This is a genomic window from Candidatus Clostridium eludens (genome assembly GCF_045310515.1).
Lineage (GTDB): Bacteria > Bacillota > Clostridia > Clostridiales > Clostridiaceae > Clostridium_B > Clostridium_B eludens.
Window position 1 is genome coordinate 1 of record NZ_JBJHZX010000065.1, and the last position, 15,796, is coordinate 15,796.

Sequence of the window (15,796 nt, forward strand, 5' to 3'; positions counted from 1 at the left end):
GTTTTTCTTTTTCCTACTCATAGCTATAAGCTTTCCGGAACCACAGGTAAAACCTGTGGTATTCTAAAATAAAAAAATAGCAACAAGAGCTTACCACTCTTGTTGCTGAACAATATCTGAATATAACCTATCAATTATTAATCCTTATTTATGGAAATAGTACTATAAATAAAGCTCCCATCTTTCTTCTTTAACTAAACAGTCTGTCCAATTAGTATTATTTATTGATTCAGTTAAATTAAATCCATAACTCTTATAAAGGTAACGAGCTGCTTTAAGTACGTTGACAGTCCACAAAATAATATGGTTATAATTCTTTTCTTTACAGAAATTGAGTGCTGTATTTAAAAGGATATGTCCTAAACCTTTATTTCTCACATCACGTTCAATAAGGAACCATCTAAGTTGTGCCGTTAAGTCATCAACTTTTGCTATGGCTATAATACCTATAGGTTTATTATTTTCTTCTGCAATCCATATATTGCCTTTATCTACATCATGACTCCTGTCAAATTGAATCAAATATTTTTCAACATAATCCCCAAATTCATGAGAAAATCCAAATTCATTTTTATATACTTCTCTATGTTTCTTAATAATATAGTTTATGTCACTTGATTTGTATGTTCTAATTTTAAAAAGTTTTCTATTATCAGATAATGATTTTATAATGTATTTCATTGAATCAACTAGCTTTTCTTTCTCATCCTTCTTGAGATGATTTATTAGATTCTCAATCTGAATATCAGATTTTTTTGAAAGGTTTATTAAAAGCTGTTTTCCTGTTACTGTCAGTTTAAGAAAATTTAAGCGTCCATCATTAGAACATTTTTCTTTGCTAATTAACTCATTTGATTTCAGGCGATTTAAAATTCTACTTAAATATCCTTTATCTACACCTAACTTGTCAATTAAAGTATTGGCAGTACACTTATCAATTTCATTAATCTCAAAAAGTATGCGGACTTCCGTTAGAGAATACGGACTATCTAATATACTTTGGTCTAAGAGTCCTAAAATATTTGTGTAAAAACGACTGAAATTTCTTACTTCGGAAATTACATTTACTTTTGTCATAAAATCACTCCAATTTAATTTATATGTTCTTTAATAATAAGTATAAATAAATTGGTTGACTCGGTCAATTAGTTTTATAAAATACCTAAACATTGAATTTTCAATAATCCATGTTAATTGTAGTAACATTCTCCATGACTAGAAATTTTTTTAAAATGTTGACCCTAACATTATGTCATAGTGTAATATAAAAATAGAGTTCGAAGATATAAACTAAAACTCATAGCCAGCAGAGTGTCGGGCAATATTGGCAGCTCTAAAATCAAAGTTGGAGGAAAATTATGAGAACAGTAAAACAAGTTTCCGATTTAACAGGCGTAAGTGTGCGTATGCTTCATCACTACGACAAAATTGGATTATTAAAACCAACTAAATTAACAGAAGCAGGCTACAGGATTTATGATGATGGAGCCCTTGAAACTTTGCAGCAGATCTTGTTTTTTAAAGAACTTGATTTACCACTGAAAGAAATTAAAGAAATCATAACTAGCCCTCACTTTGATAGGATGAAAGCACTAGAAAATCATAAAAAGCTAATGATTTTAAAACGAGATAGATTGAATAGCTTGATAGAGCTCATAAATAAAACTTTGAAGGGAGCGAATACGATGAGTTTTAAAGAATTTGACATGACTGAATATTATAATGTATTAGAAGAATTCAAGAAAGAAAATAAGGATAAAGTAATTAGAATTTATGGCAGTGTAAATAATTATGATGAATTTATTAAAAAATGTAAATCTAAAGAAGCTGAAATTGCTAAAGATGCTATAAAGCATTATGGAAGTATAAAAAAATTCACTGAAGCTTTGAAGAAAAATTTGAATAATGATATTTTAATAACTAAAGCAGAACAAATTGATAAGTTTAAAAAAGATTGTATTTATGATAAGCATCCCAAATTAAAAGAGCCATATAAAAAACTTACAGCTGACTTAAGTAAAGATCCTTCTTCAGATGAAATTCAACAAATTGCTGGTAAAATAACTAATATAGCTAAAAAAGATTATGAAGCTTTTAAAACTAATATGGGAGACTATTATTGGTATACTATGGTACGATTTTACTTAGTATTTCCTAAGGGAATAGACAAAGTTGATAAGAAATATGGTGGAAGTGGTGTGTCGTGGATAGAAGAAATTGATAAGAAATATGGAAAGGGTGCAGCTAAATTTATTGGAAAAGCTTTAAAAATTTATTTGGGGGATTATGAACCTAAAATAGAAACTCTATATAAAAAGCTTAGATCTAACTTAAGTAAAGATCCTACTTCAAAAGAGATTCAACGAATTGTTTCTGAAATAGCAAATGAGAGCCGAAAAATGCATGAAGCTTTGAAAGTAGATGCAGGAGAAAATTATTTTGGATATATGGCAGATTTTTATTTATCAAAGCCTGAATTTATAAAAGCAACAGATGAGAAATATGGAAATGGTGTATCTAAATTTATTGGAGAAGCCCTAAAGTTTTATGCTGAAAATAATAAGTAAACTAAATAATAGGATTGATTATTTTCTCCAACCTCACTTTGGACTCCATATATGATAACATGGAATTGTGGACTCTGGTGATATTCCGCCAATTAGTCCCAATTTATTCCAATCAAAACATCTCTTTTTCACTGGTATTATTTCACTGATTTGAATTAGTCCACGATTGTAACATGTCCAATCAGCTCTTTCTCAAATTCCACACGGTGGTGTTTGGTATAAAGCCCAGGCATACCACCTGTATGATGTAAGATTATCTTTTCACCTCTATTAATCTGTCCTTCTTCAATCATATCCAATACACCCGCGAATACCTTTCCTGTATAACATGGATCTAGTAATATAGCTTCCGCCCTTGCCATACGATAAATAGCCTGGCGAACAGTAGAATCAAGATTGTTATAGGCTCCCCTTGTATATCCTGTTTCAATATTGAAATCCTTACGGCATGCATCGATGGAAAGATTGTACTCTTTCTTTACTTGTTCAAAATATTCCACGATTCGCTTATCATGATAGTCAGTGAAAGGAAGGATAGCGATACCTATGAGTCCCAAAGGCGAACTTTCATTCTTGAAACCACAGTAAAGGCCTAAATAAGTTCCCATACTGCCCACGCCAGTTATAACAGTAGCATCTTCAATACCTAACTTTTTGGCTTGAGCTGTAATTTCTACTGCACATTCATAATATCCCATCATTCCCACTACTTCGCTACCTCCAAGGGGTATTTCATATACTGTTTCACCCACATCTTCATATCTAGTTTTGACAGCTGCTACGGTTTCAGCAAGCTGCACATCCTTATCACGGCCATCATTCTTTTTCATAACAATCTCTGCATTCAAGATGCCATCCAAAAGTATATTCCCACTAATTTCACCAGGATATTCATCAACACATACAATAACGCATTTCATGCCGTACTTTGCTGCCACTGCTGCTGTCTGACGCCCGTGGTTTGTTTGTACTCCACCCACAGTGAGTAGTGTTGTAGCCCCTTTCTGAATAGCATCATAAAGAATGTATTCAAGCTTGCGCAGCTTATTTCCCCCTGCACCAAACAAAGTAAGATCATCCCGTTTAATGAACAGTTCCACTCCTAGTTCTTTTGAAAGAGTTGGAAGATAGTTAAGCGGTGTCGGCTGTAATCCTAAAAATGAAATCTTTTCTCTTTTTACTAACATGTTTATTAACCTCCTCTTTTAATAATTTTTCTTATGTGATTACTATACTTAAGCCTTTTTCACTCCATATAGTAACCATATCAGAAAAATCTACCTCTACAATTTAACTATTTATTAAAAAGCTAATTTAAAACAATAATTAATTATATTTTTGCAAATGGACATACTTTTCTACAAATATTACATGAATATATAAATCCTCCACCATCAGTTATGGAAGCGCATATTTCTCTACATTTTTTCTGATTTACTGTAGTTCCATCTAATGCAGATTGAGGGCATGCCTTTAGACAAATATTACAATTTTCAGGACATAAGTTACTGGATAAATCATCTGAAGTTAACTCTGCATTAGTAATAACTGCTCCCAGGTAGAGCCTATTACCATATTTCTCATTAATTAGTAAGGTGTTCTTACCAATACATCCTATACCCGATGCCTGAGCCAAGTGTTTTAAGGATAATATTCCTCTACCTTGTTTATTCTCAGTGTCCCAATATTCATAGGGTTCATCCGATGGGATAGGAATTGCCTTGTAGCCTTGTGATTCAATCTTAAAAGTAAGTTCAATAGAAATATTGTCTAAAAGTTCAACACATTTGTTCTTTACAAATGTATAAGGAACGTTAGTATTTGCATCAAATAAACTTGCTGAAAAATGTTTGCCAAATGATACAATGGATTTTACTTCAGGATAAATATCTAACGGATGAAAGCCTTTTGGAACATTATCTAGCCTTTTTATGCTTGCAATTCCGCAGACATCAGCACCAATTGAGTGAACCAGCTTTTTAATAGAATTACTATCCATAATTTACACTCCCCCCTAAAATTCATTTGAACTATAGTTAATAGCAGTTTACCATTTAATTTTATTTATTAATGTATAATCCTCCACAAGTATCAAAATCTATAGTTTTAAAATCAATAAATAATTATATAATTTTAATTATCATTCATCATCATTTCGATTTCTCTTACAAAAGTACTTGTCTTTATATTTAAGTTTTCACAAATTTTAAAAATAACATTCAAAGTTGGTTTCCTTTTTTCCCTTTCCAGCAAACTTATGTAAGTTCTGTCAAGTTCACATCTATAAGCCAGTTCCTCCTGTGACAGATAGAACCAATATTGGAAAGTTTTTATCTGAACTTGGTTCTCTTTATACAGCAGTTGGAGGTTCAGTATCAACATGGATACCAACATTCATTACTTTAAGTAGTTTTACCTTATTTCACCATTTCATAATATGGAAGAATAAAAGACTCCTCAAAACCTAAACTCTTTGCTAACATATACGATCCGATATTTTCTCTTTTACAAGCCCATATAGGTAAATATTTATTTGTTTTACAATAATCCAACATGGCCACACAAACAGCTGTTGCAAAATCCTTGCATCTATATTTTACTGATGTTTCTACGCCAATTTCTAGTTTATTTTCAGATTTCCATGAGGAAAATGCTATAGATACTATATCTTTACCTTCCATCAGTGCATATCCTACTCCATATGATAAAAAATCTTCTTTTGATTTCCAGAAGTATTTTGGTATTACTGTGCCTTCTATTCGATCATAAATATGGGAATCTATTAATTTTATATTATACTTAGATTCAAGATTCACAACTTTATTAATATTTTTATATTCAAAATTTACCCTATTCCATTGAATTAGATGGCTTTTTTTATATTTTTCAATCAAAATTTCAAGTTGTGATTTAGAATATTCATTTGATATTTTTAGATAATTTATTATTTTGCCATTTAATAGTTCTTTCAATTTATCATTCCATTTTTCAGGATAAACCTGTAGCCACTCAGCTCTCTGTCTATTACCATCTGTATTTAACATGTAGTCAGTAAGGCTTGTGTTAAACTCTAGATTTTCAGTATCTCCAAGGAGCAGTGACATACCATAGAGAGTTGAAATAAAAATAGTTTTAGGCTTATCTATATTATCAACAAATACTTTTCCAGAAGTCTTTGATTCTAGTACAGCTCTTGCAAATAAGATATTGTACGGAATTTTATGTAAGTGTTCAAGTATCTCTCCGTACTTATTCTCTTTTAATAATTTCATTCCATTCTTCATTATATTTCACCTTTCATTAAATTAATCTTCCAAATTACAATCTTTGTAATAATTAAAAAAGCTACACTGTATTCTGTAAAATGCATTAAAAGTTTACTACATTAAATAGTATTTAAATTACTATAAGTTAAGTATATAATGGAAAAATAAGTAGTTCAACTGTGGCATATTTTAAAGGATATTTTATCATATATAGCAAAATCAATTTCTTCAAACTCCATACTACCACCTTAAATTACCTTTTACTTCAATGTAATATATAATATTCGTTCAAAATTCAACCATTAGCATTGTTTTTTATAAAAATTGTTAATTTGATTCAAGTAACTTGTCAGCTACATCTTGGGAAGTCATAAAAATATCAATACAGCCACTTTTTAAAGCTGCCTTTGTTGCCCCAATTTTTTCCTTACCAGTAGAAAATGCAATAGTTGTGCTTTTAGTAAGTTCCTTAAGTGATACTCCAATAGAACGTGAATTCAATTCAGTATCTATAATTTTGCCATCTTGGGAAATGTAAGAAGTGCATACTGATGCAGCAACATTTTTAGCATTCAGTCTAATAATATCATTTTCTGAAAATGCGCCACAAAGATAAGAAGTAGAAGATAAATTTATTTCACCAATACCGATAAGTGCAACATTACATGTTCTTCCCTTTGTAAGTATTTGCGAAATAGAAGGTTCTTTTTTTATGAGCGCACATGTTTCTTTGCTTTGGAAAACAATAGGTGCATTAAGGAGGCTATAGTTTCCTCCTGTTTTGTGTGCAAAATTTTCAGCAATTACATTTGCATGCCATTTATGACCCTTCGAACCTATATTTCCTACTAAAGGAACAAAATCTAAACCCTCTCTTGTGAGTTTATGTGCAAAATTTGAAATAGCTGCAATGGTGCGCCCACTCATAACACCTATAATAGAATTATCAGTAAAATATTTATCAAGTTGCTCAGCACAGCACTGACCTAATTTGTCAATTGCTTCATTTGGATTATGATACTGAAAATTAAATACAAAACATTCTTTTAATGAATATTTTTCTATAAGGCTCTCTTCTAATTGGAATTCCTGTAAGTAAGGATTATTTATTGTAAATTCAATGATATGATTTTCTTTAGCAAAATTAAGCATTCTACACACCTGAGGTTTAGATATACCAAGTAATAAAGAAATATCTTTCTGTGACATGTTATCTTCATAAAACAATTTACATGCTTTTATAACAAGACGTTTATTGTCATATATTGCCATACTTATCTCTCCTTTGTGCTTTTACAAGCGAAATATATTTCGATGATTGAAATATATTTTAATACTATATTACTATAAAGTAAAGAGATTTATAAAAGAAAGGAATGAGAGTATGCAAAATAAAAAATATGGAGAATTTGGTGGACAATATGTTTCTGAATCTCTTATGAACACATTAAAAGAGTTGGAGAATGCCTATAATGAGGCTGCAAATGATCCTAGATTTTGGAAGGAATACAATTATTATATGAAGGACTATGTAGGAAGAGAAAATCCCTTATATCTTGCTTCGAAGCTCAGTCTAAAGTATGGTCCTAAAATATATCTAAAAAGAGAAGATTTAAACCACACAGGTGCTCATAAGATTAATAATGTTATTGGACAAATCCTTTTAGCAAAACGTATGGGAAAGAAGAAAGTTATTGCAGAAACAGGTGCAGGACAACATGGGGTTGCTACTGCAACGGGTGCTGCTTTATTTAATATGGAATGTAAGGTATATATGGGAACAGAGGATATCAAAAGACAAAAGCTCAACGTCTTGAGAATGAAAATGCTTGGTGCAAAAGTTATTCCAGTAACCTCTGGAAGCAACACATTAAAGGATGCCACAAACGAGGCTATTAGAACTTGGTCAAAGGAAGCTGAGGATACATTTTATGTTTTGGGGTCTGCACTTGGACCACATCCATATCCTGAAATGGTTAAGAAGTTCCAAAGCATTATTAGTAAAGAAGCTAAAAAGCAAATTTTAGAAAAGGAAGGAAGACTGCCTTCAGCCGTTGTAGCATGCTGTGGAGGAGGATCTAATTCAATTGGAATGTTTGCTGAATTTATTGATAAGTCGGATGTAAAATTATATGGTATTGAAGCAGCAGGAAAGGGAATCAAAACGGGACATCATGCAGCAGCAATGTCAGAAAAAAGGGTTGGAGTATTACATGGCATGAGATCATATCTTTTACAAGATGAAAATGGAAATATTAATTTAGCATATTCTATTTCAGCAGGTCTTGATTATCCAGGAATAGGACCGGAACATGCTTATCTCGATAGTATAGGACGTGTTACATATGATAGTGTAACAGATACAGAAGCAATGGAAGCACTTTTGGAATTATGCAAAATGGAAGGAATTATACCAGCCATTGAAAGCGCCCACGCCTTAGCATATCTTCCTAAACTTTGTAAGACACTTACAAGCGATGATATTGTAGTGGTTTGTTTGTCAGGACGTGGTGATAAGGATGTTAATACCATTGCAAAATATATTGAGAATAGAGGGGATTTAGATGAATAGAATTGAAAAAAAATTTAAAGATTTACAAAAGAAAAATAAAAAAGCTTTTATTACCTATATGACATCCGGTCTTCCCAACATGGAAAAAACAGGAGAGCTTATAAAAGTTCAGGCGGAAGCAGGCATTGATATCATTGAGCTTGGTATTCCATTTTCAGATCCAACAGCTGATGGTCCTGTTATTCAAGAGGCTTCTTATAGATCTATTCAGAATGGAACAAACCTTAAAGAAGCATTTAAGCTTGTTAAGGAAGTTCGAAAAGAATGTGAAATTCCTATAGTTTTTATGTTATATTACAATACAATTTTATATTATGGTGTTGAAAACTTCGTAAATAAATGTATAGAATGCGGTGTCGACGGAATGATTGTTCCAGATCTCCCATTTGAAGAAACATTTGAAATAAAAGAATTCACAGAAAAAAAAGAAAACCCACCATATTTAATTCCATTAGTGTCACCTATTTCAAAGGAAAGAATTCCAATGATTGTTAAGGAGGCAAAGGGATTTGTATATTGTGTTTCTTCTATGGGAGTAACAGGACAAGATGCAGACTTCCATAAAGAGGTTAAAAATTATCTTAAAAAGGTTAAAAGCATATCAAAAGTACCAATTATGATGGGATTCGGTATTCGCACAGCAAAAGATGTGAAGGCATATACAGAAATTATTGATGGATGCATTGTTGGTTCACATTTCATGAATATTATGAAAGAAAGCAACTATGATATTCATAAAATAAAGGAATATATAACTACATTTAAGGAAGAATTGAATAGGTAATTATATTGTACAATCCTATCAATATAATTATTATTTTGTCTTTAACATTTGTAGAAAAATTTAATATATTAGCATATTGGGGCAGGATTCAACTACACTTTACAGAATACTAAATAGTGTGTTATAAGAGGGTGGGATAAAAAATGGATTATGATGCACTTGTGTTAGAAAAAGAAATTACCAAAGTTTTTAATCTCCAAATGAATAATAAACAAAAACTTAGAGAAAGCACTGCTAAGGATAGAATTGAAAAACTAAAGAAACTTAATAATTGCATACTGAACCATAAGACAGATATTATAAATGCAATGTATGATGATTTCAGAAAGCCAGAGGAAGAAGTACTTATGACAGAGATTTATCCAGTTGCATCTGAAATCAGGCATACAATCAAAAGCTTGCATAAATGGATGAAAGATAAAAAAATAAAAACTCCAATAAGTTTCTTTGGGACCAAATGCCGTATAAGACATGAACCATACGGTATTTCATTGATTATGTCTCCCTGGAACTTTCCATTTCTATTGACACTAGATCCGCTTGTTTCTGCTATTGCAGCAGGAAATTGTGTTATAGTAAAACCTTCAGAACTTAGTCCTGCTTCTTCAGCATGTATAAAGAAAATGCTTTCTGAGATATTTAGCGAAGATGAAGTAGCTGTATTTGAGGGAGACGATAAAGTATGTGAAGCACTACTTGAAAAACCCTTCGATAATATATTCTTTACTGGAAGTCCTTCTAAAGGGAAAATGGTTATGAGTGCTGCCTCAAAAAATCTTACTAATGTGACTCTTGAACTTGGAGGTAAATCACCAGTAATCATTGATAGATCTGCAGACTTAGATATAGCAGCAAGAAGAATAGCCTGGGGAAAATGCTTAAATGCAGGTCAAATTTGTGTTGCTCCCGATTATCTATTTATCCCAGAAGGTAAAAAAGAAGAGTTTATAAAATTTTATATAAAATATACTACACAATATTACGGTAATATCAATAATGCAAAAAATATGAAATATTGCAGAATAATTAATAAAAACCACTATAATAGAATAAAAGAATTAGTGGATGAAGCTGTATCTAAGGGAGCAAAGATAAACTTTGGAGGATTTTATGATGAAACTGACAATTATATTTCACCTACAATACTTACAGATATACCTACAGATTGTAAAATATTAGAGGAAGAAATATTTGGACCAGTATTACCTATAATAACTTATAATAATATAGATGACGTAGTAAAATACGTAAATTCAAAACCTAAGCCTTTAGCCCTTTACATCTTTAGCCAAGATAACAATGTTACAAACAGTCTATTAAAAAAGATTGATTCTGGAGATACTGTAATAAATGATGTGGTGCTGCACGTAGCAAATGTTAAAATGCCATTTGGTGGTGTAAGTAATAGTGGCTTAGGGAAAACACATGGATATGAGGGGTTTAGAGCATTTACTCATGAGCGTTCATATCTTAAACAAGCAAAAAAGTCAACAATGACACTGTGCTATCCGCCATTTACTAAAGCTACTAATTATATAATCGAAATGTTAATAAAATATTTTTAATACATAAATTATCTCACGTAAGTAGTAAGTAAATTTCATATTTTTTAGTGATACCTTATATATTCTAAAGAAATAAACAGCCTTATACTTATTTAAGCTTAGTATTTTCACACCTAAGCTTAAATTGTGCTTAAAACATAATTAATTACACTTACGCCACTTCATAAAAATGTTGTGTCAGAATTATTAGAGTAATAAATATCTTGGAGTTTGTGCTTTATATGCTTTATAATCATCAGCAAAAGTTAATAATAAATGTCTTTCTTCTTGTAAATAAGCAAGTGTATTAAAAAAATATTTAAAACCATGATTATAGTTGTAAACTAGTAAATACCACATTAAAGAAATTCGGTAAGTATTTCATCGTGTACTTTCCATATATTTATAGAATTATTTTCCTAGTAATTATAAGAAACGGACCTATTTTAGTAGTTTATCAATATCATATAAACTTTTAATTACATTATAATTTCTATGAGTAAACTTGGTATATAAATATACTCTCCAATCTCTACACAATACAAAAGAATTAATACCAAGGTCTATTGCACCATCACAATTTCTTATGATGTCGTCAATAAATATAGCTTCTTCAGGAGAAACATCTAACTCTTGAAGTGCTGTTTTGTACATTAGTTCATTAGGCTTAGTTACTCCCTTTATTGAGGATATAACAAAAGATGAAAAGTAATCTCTTAAATTAGCATTTATAAATACCTTTTCAAGTGAAGGCCATGCATCTGATACAACTGCTAATTTATATTTTTTACTTAATTTAGGTACAAGGTTAACTGCATCTTCGAAAAATACATATTTGTTATAATTATATACCAGATCCTTAGTAATAGCTTGTACATCCTTGTCTTTTAGTTTCAATTGTGGCAAAGACTTTGAAAATATATCATAGTATTCAAGAAAATGTTTGTATTCATCCTCTTCACTTATAATTAAATTCTGATTACTAATGTACTTACCTGCTTTACTAAGTGCTTTCCTTATTTGGGAATCACTTAGTAAATTAAACTGTTTCTTATCTACATAATCAAAAAAATTAGGTGTTATAAACCAACTACCTGTTACCGGTTTATTCAATACTTTACCAGAATCCATTAGAATCGCCTTGATTTTTTTCTTATTAAACATTAATGATTTCTTTAACATTAAACTTCCCATCCTATTTAATCAATATATTTGACCTAATACCATTATCTATATAACCAGAAGCAAAGTAACTTCAATAACTTGAATAAAATAATAGTTATATTACTTACATTATAACAGATTTAAGCTGGTAATAGCTTAGGAAGTGTTTACAACACTTTATTAATAATTGCTTTTAATATGTGCCTAGTCATATGTCTTTTTTAGACAAATACTATAACGCCAAAAAATTCATTTGTTCTAGAAGAAAAAATCCACGTACTGGCGGAATCATACTTTGTAATATGAGCATATGCATTCTCACTGAAAAGTAAAAGTTAAATAGTAGTATTTACTTTGGTCCGATATTAGTATATAGGTTATTTAAAATGATATTAAACTGATGGAATAATTATACCATAATAGTGGAAACCACTATATTTTCAAGCTATTATATGAAGTAAGAACTCTAAAATGTGGAAGTTAAAAATAGAAAATAGAATTCTTAGAATTTTATTTGTCTTTTTGATAAGTACATAATAAAATAATAATTATAGATTCAATAATAAAAATACTATTGAAAGGATTTAAATAGCATGGAATCTAATAGAACTTTAAAATTTATATCTAATATAAGTAAAAATAAACCAAATAGTATCACTAATAAAAGTACTATTTGTCCCTTTTGTGATAAAAATAACTTAACAGATATTATAGATATTAAGGGACAATTTATATTTGTAAAAAATAAATATAATACATTAGAAGATACACTCCAAACAGTTCTAATAGAATCAGATAATTGTGATTCTAATATATCGCTATATACTAAAGAACATATGAGAAGTCTAATAAATTTCGGGGTAAAAAAATGGATGAACATGGATAAAACTGGTGAATTTAAATCTGTTATTTTCTATAAAAATCATGGCATTTATTCAGGTGGAAGCATTAAGCACCCACATATGCAAATTATTGGATTAAAATATATAGACTATACAGAATATTTAAGAGATGAATTTTTTGAAGGGATAACAATAGAAAAAGGAGATAGTTGGTTAATAAATATTTCTACAAAACCTAAAGCTAATTTTACAGAATTTAATATTATAATAGACAATATTAGTAATCTAAATATTATGGCTGATAATATTCAAATTATTGTTCGATACATATTAAATGATTTTCAACCAAAATGCAATAGCTTCAATATATTTTTTTACAATTGGAAAAATAAAATACTATGCAAAATAACTCCAAGGTTTATTACTTCACCATTATTTATAGGATTCTCTATTTCTCAAGTATCAGATCAAATAAACAGAATTGTTAATGAAGTACAAAGATTATATTAGTGTATAATCAAAGTTTACAAAAATATTATGCTGTAGAGATATGACCATAGCTGTTTACAACGCCAAGTAGTAAATCGGTAATAGATTCAATTGTTTGTTTTAAATCTCCTATACCATTACGTGGATTTTCATCGGCTATACTTTTACATAAAAACCCCCCAGCAATTATAACTAAGGATAAAAATATTGAATCTATAATAGCAAATATAAACATACTCTTTCTCTCCCCTTAATAAAACTTATTGCAAATACTATTGTTTAAATACTGTAGAATCACAATTAATCAGCAAAATAATAGTAAGGCGTAAGCACTTGAATGTTTTAGTGAAGGAGTACATAGTATTGATGCTGCAAATGTAATAAATGCATCATCTATATCCCTTCTTGAAAATTTGTTATATAAAATTTTGTTACATAAATCCTATTTATTGTTCTTATGCTCAACATACTCCACTATAGTGCCATCTAAATGCTGTACAGTCATATTATTTTCTCCCTCCACTCCTATTTCTTTTAATTTAAAGTCAATCAATATCTTCTATGATTTATTATGACTATAGAGAAATAAACTATTGGCATAAAAATCAGTGTAAAAATGCCAAACCACTTCCTACTCCAATAAAGACTTTATTTCAAAACTGAAAATAGCGTCAATTAGTAAAATAGCTATTCCCATAATTCCTATTCCAGTGATTAATTTTATACTGCTTTCTTTGTCAAGAATTAAATCATTTTCCTTTAATCCTGTTATCTCTTCCCTTAGATATTTATTTAAAGTTGCTATAGGAAATCGCTTACTGCAAAAATCCATTAGGTCTTCTGCATAACTATATTCTATATCATACCTAAATCCAAACATCTCTCCCTCTGGAGTTTTTATTAGCACCCTTACCTTGTCATATCCATATCCTATTTCCTCCTTTAATTTCCTAATTTCTTTTTCTGCCTTTTGAAATAGTTCATTAGCTTCCTTAAGACTCAGTCTTCCCCTTTTTTTTAATGACTGCTCTCACTACTTATTACTATTTATTATCTATATAAACTTTTTCAACTCTTATCCTTTCTGAAAATTTACTTTGATTCCTTCAAATATATAGTTTATTAAGTTTCTTACAAAAATATCATCAAGTATTTCCCCAGTTATCAATAATCTATAGAATACAGGTCCCCAAATTAAATCAATACTCAACTCTATATTCAGGTCTTTTTTTAATTCTCCCCTTGAAATTCCACGCTCCAAAATTTGTTTTGAAATATTTCGGCGAGGCTTAAAATATGCTTTACGATATATATCAGCTAACTTTGGATCAAACTGCCCTTCAGCTATTATTTCAGTAATTACATTTCCTTTTCTGCTCATTAGAAATTCTACAAAATTATTGACTTGAGTGAACATATCATCAATAGCTGACCCTGTATCAGGTATTGGAAGCTTCACATTAGTAGCATTTAAGAAACCATCTATAACAACAGCAGCTTTATTTGGCCACCATTTGTAAATAGTAGCTTTGCTAACTCCAGCTCTTTCAGCAATCTTTTCAACGGTTACTGCCCCAAATCCATTTTCAATTAATAAGTCATATGAAGCAGTAAGAATATCTGTTTTTGTTTTTTCACAACGAGGACGCCCTAATTTTTTATCCATTATGAATACCTTCCTTGTATTAGTATAAATTAATTTTAAAACTATACGTATATTATATATTAAAAAAATACACTTTACAATACTGAACGTTTGGTATATTATATAAATGTAAACTAAACGTTCAGTATTTATATGAGCTTCAATTATTATAGTGCAAAAAAATTAAGGTTATAAAAAGGAGGAATTTTTAATGAAAGTTGTAGCTTTTAATGGAAGCCCTGCTAAAGCAGGAAATACTTATCATGGGATAAAAATAGTTATTGATGAACTTGAGAGAGAAGGTATAGAAACAGAAATAATTCATGTAGGAAATAAATCTATTAGGGGATGTATTGCTTGTAAAAATTGTACAAAAAATAAAAATGGAAAATGTGTTATTACTACCGATCCAGTTAATGAATGGATTGAGAAGATGAAAGAAACCGATGGAATAATTTTAGGATCACCAGTTCACTATTCATCCATTGCAGGAACAATGAAATCATTTCTAGATAGGGCTTTTCGTGTGGCAGAAGCCAATGATAGTATGTTAAGACATAAAGTTGGTGTATCAGTTGTAGCAGTAAGACGTACAGGTGGAATTCCAACCTTCGACCAGTTAAATAACTACATTAATCATTCTGAAATGTTTATGGCTACTTCAAATTACTGGAATGTTATTAATGGGACAACGCCAGGTGAAGCAATGCAGGATGAAGAAGGAGTTCAAATAATGAGGATACTTGGTAAAAATATGGCATGGCTTATGAAACTGATAGAAAACGGTGAAGGAATTGTAAAGAAACCTGAAAGGGAAGAAAAAATATTTACTAATTTTATTCGTTAAGAGCAATTTGGTAATATGTCAAGAAGAAGATGAAAAGAAAATGAAATTATTTTAAGCAAAAAGGGTAACTTTAACA

Annotated in this window: 16 protein-coding genes and 1 pseudogene; 7 read left to right on the forward strand and 10 right to left on the reverse strand. The window is 30.1% G+C overall.

What is annotated here, in order from left to right:
* Window positions 1–162: 162 nt before the first annotated feature.
* Window positions 163–1,077, reverse strand: a complete 915-nt coding sequence (locus ACJDU8_RS23535) for a bifunctional helix-turn-helix transcriptional regulator/GNAT family N-acetyltransferase (RefSeq protein WP_406794620.1) — start codon at window positions 1,075–1,077, stop codon at window positions 163–165.
* 281 nt (window positions 1,078–1,358) lie between these two features.
* Between ACJDU8_RS23535 and ACJDU8_RS23540 the strand changes: the two genes are divergently transcribed.
* On the forward strand, window positions 1,359–2,567 hold the full coding sequence (locus ACJDU8_RS23540; protein WP_406794621.1) for a MerR family transcriptional regulator: 1,209 nt from the start codon (window positions 1,359–1,361) through the stop codon (window positions 2,565–2,567).
* A 155-nt stretch (window positions 2,568–2,722) separates the two neighbouring features.
* On the opposite strand, the gene ACJDU8_RS23545 is transcribed toward ACJDU8_RS23540, so the two are convergent.
* The 5 genes from ACJDU8_RS23545 to ACJDU8_RS23565 all read right to left on the reverse strand — a co-directional run bounded on the left by ACJDU8_RS23545 (window position 2,723) and on the right by ACJDU8_RS23565 (window position 7,105).
* Entirely contained in the window at window positions 2,723–3,754 is a 1,032-nt protein-coding gene (locus ACJDU8_RS23545; protein WP_406794622.1) for a 1-aminocyclopropane-1-carboxylate deaminase/D-cysteine desulfhydrase, read from the reverse strand.
* Window positions 3,755–3,897: 143 nt separating this feature from the next.
* Window positions 3,898–4,566 (reverse strand): epoxyqueuosine reductase, encoded by a 669-nt coding sequence (locus ACJDU8_RS23550; RefSeq protein WP_406794623.1) that lies wholly within the window; start codon window positions 4,564–4,566, stop codon window positions 3,898–3,900.
* Window positions 4,567–4,700: 134 nt separating this feature from the next.
* Complete coding sequence (locus ACJDU8_RS23555) at window positions 4,701–4,949, reverse strand: helix-turn-helix domain-containing protein (protein WP_406794624.1); 249 nt, start codon at window positions 4,947–4,949, stop codon at window positions 4,701–4,703.
* Window positions 4,950–4,984: 35 nt separating this feature from the next.
* Window positions 4,985–5,851, reverse strand: a complete 867-nt coding sequence (locus tag ACJDU8_RS23560) for a GNAT family N-acetyltransferase (RefSeq protein WP_406794625.1) — start codon at window positions 5,849–5,851, stop codon at window positions 4,985–4,987.
* A gap of 309 nt (window positions 5,852–6,160) precedes the next feature.
* Complete coding sequence (locus tag ACJDU8_RS23565; RefSeq protein WP_406794626.1) at window positions 6,161–7,105, reverse strand: sugar-binding transcriptional regulator; 945 nt, start codon at window positions 7,103–7,105, stop codon at window positions 6,161–6,163.
* Window positions 7,106–7,217: 112 nt separating this feature from the next.
* On the opposite strand from ACJDU8_RS23565, the gene trpB reads away from it, so the two are divergent.
* The 3 genes from trpB (at window position 7,218) to ACJDU8_RS23580 (ending at window position 10,754) form a co-directional block, all read left to right on the forward strand.
* On the forward strand, window positions 7,218–8,405 hold the full coding sequence (trpB, locus tag ACJDU8_RS23570) for a tryptophan synthase subunit beta (RefSeq protein ID WP_406794627.1): 1,188 nt from the start codon (window positions 7,218–7,220) through the stop codon (window positions 8,403–8,405).
* Complete coding sequence (gene trpA / locus ACJDU8_RS23575; protein ID WP_406794628.1) at window positions 8,398–9,189, forward strand: tryptophan synthase subunit alpha; 792 nt, start codon at window positions 8,398–8,400, stop codon at window positions 9,187–9,189. Before trpB ends, trpA begins: the two co-directional genes overlap by 8 nt.
* A 143-nt stretch (window positions 9,190–9,332) precedes the next feature.
* On the forward strand, window positions 9,333–10,754 hold the full coding sequence (locus ACJDU8_RS23580) for an aldehyde dehydrogenase family protein (RefSeq protein ID WP_406794629.1): 1,422 nt from the start codon (window positions 9,333–9,335) through the stop codon (window positions 10,752–10,754).
* Window positions 10,755–11,174: 420 nt separating this feature from the next.
* Here ACJDU8_RS23580 and ACJDU8_RS23585 read toward each other — a convergent pair whose 3' ends face one another.
* The gene (locus ACJDU8_RS23585) at window positions 11,175–11,915 is read right to left on the reverse strand and encodes an HAD-IA family hydrolase (RefSeq protein ID WP_406794630.1); all 741 of its coding nucleotides are present in this window, start codon (window positions 11,913–11,915) and stop codon (window positions 11,175–11,177) included.
* A 182-nt stretch (window positions 11,916–12,097) separates the two neighbouring features.
* Between ACJDU8_RS23585 and ACJDU8_RS23590 the strand changes: the two are divergent.
* Window positions 12,098–12,199, forward strand: a pseudogene (locus tag ACJDU8_RS23590) (YciI family protein); the annotation flags it as partial.
* A 291-nt stretch (window positions 12,200–12,490) separates the two neighbouring features.
* Window positions 12,491–13,249: a DUF4931 domain-containing protein gene (locus ACJDU8_RS23595; protein ID WP_406794631.1), complete on the forward strand. Its 759-nt coding sequence runs from the start codon at window positions 12,491–12,493 to the stop codon at window positions 13,247–13,249.
* A 25-nt stretch (window positions 13,250–13,274) separates the two neighbouring features.
* Here ACJDU8_RS23595 and ACJDU8_RS23600 read toward each other — a convergent pair whose 3' ends face one another.
* From ACJDU8_RS23600 to ACJDU8_RS23610, 3 genes are all read right to left on the reverse strand, one after another.
* Window positions 13,275–13,463: a hypothetical protein gene (locus ACJDU8_RS23600; protein WP_406794632.1), complete on the reverse strand. Its 189-nt coding sequence runs from the start codon at window positions 13,461–13,463 to the stop codon at window positions 13,275–13,277.
* Window positions 13,464–13,859: 396 nt separating this feature from the next.
* Window positions 13,860–14,108, reverse strand: coding sequence for a hypothetical protein (locus tag ACJDU8_RS23605; protein WP_479723078.1), 249 nt, complete (start codon window positions 14,106–14,108; stop codon window positions 13,860–13,862).
* 195 nt (window positions 14,109–14,303) lie between these two features.
* Window positions 14,304–14,894, reverse strand: a complete 591-nt coding sequence (locus ACJDU8_RS23610; RefSeq protein ID WP_406794633.1) for a TetR/AcrR family transcriptional regulator — start codon at window positions 14,892–14,894, stop codon at window positions 14,304–14,306.
* Window positions 14,895–15,084: 190 nt separating this feature from the next.
* Between ACJDU8_RS23610 and ACJDU8_RS23615 the strand changes: the two genes are divergently transcribed.
* Window positions 15,085–15,720 (forward strand): flavodoxin family protein, encoded by a 636-nt coding sequence (locus ACJDU8_RS23615; RefSeq protein ID WP_406794634.1) that lies wholly within the window; start codon window positions 15,085–15,087, stop codon window positions 15,718–15,720.
* Window positions 15,721–15,796: the final 76 nt, after the last annotated feature.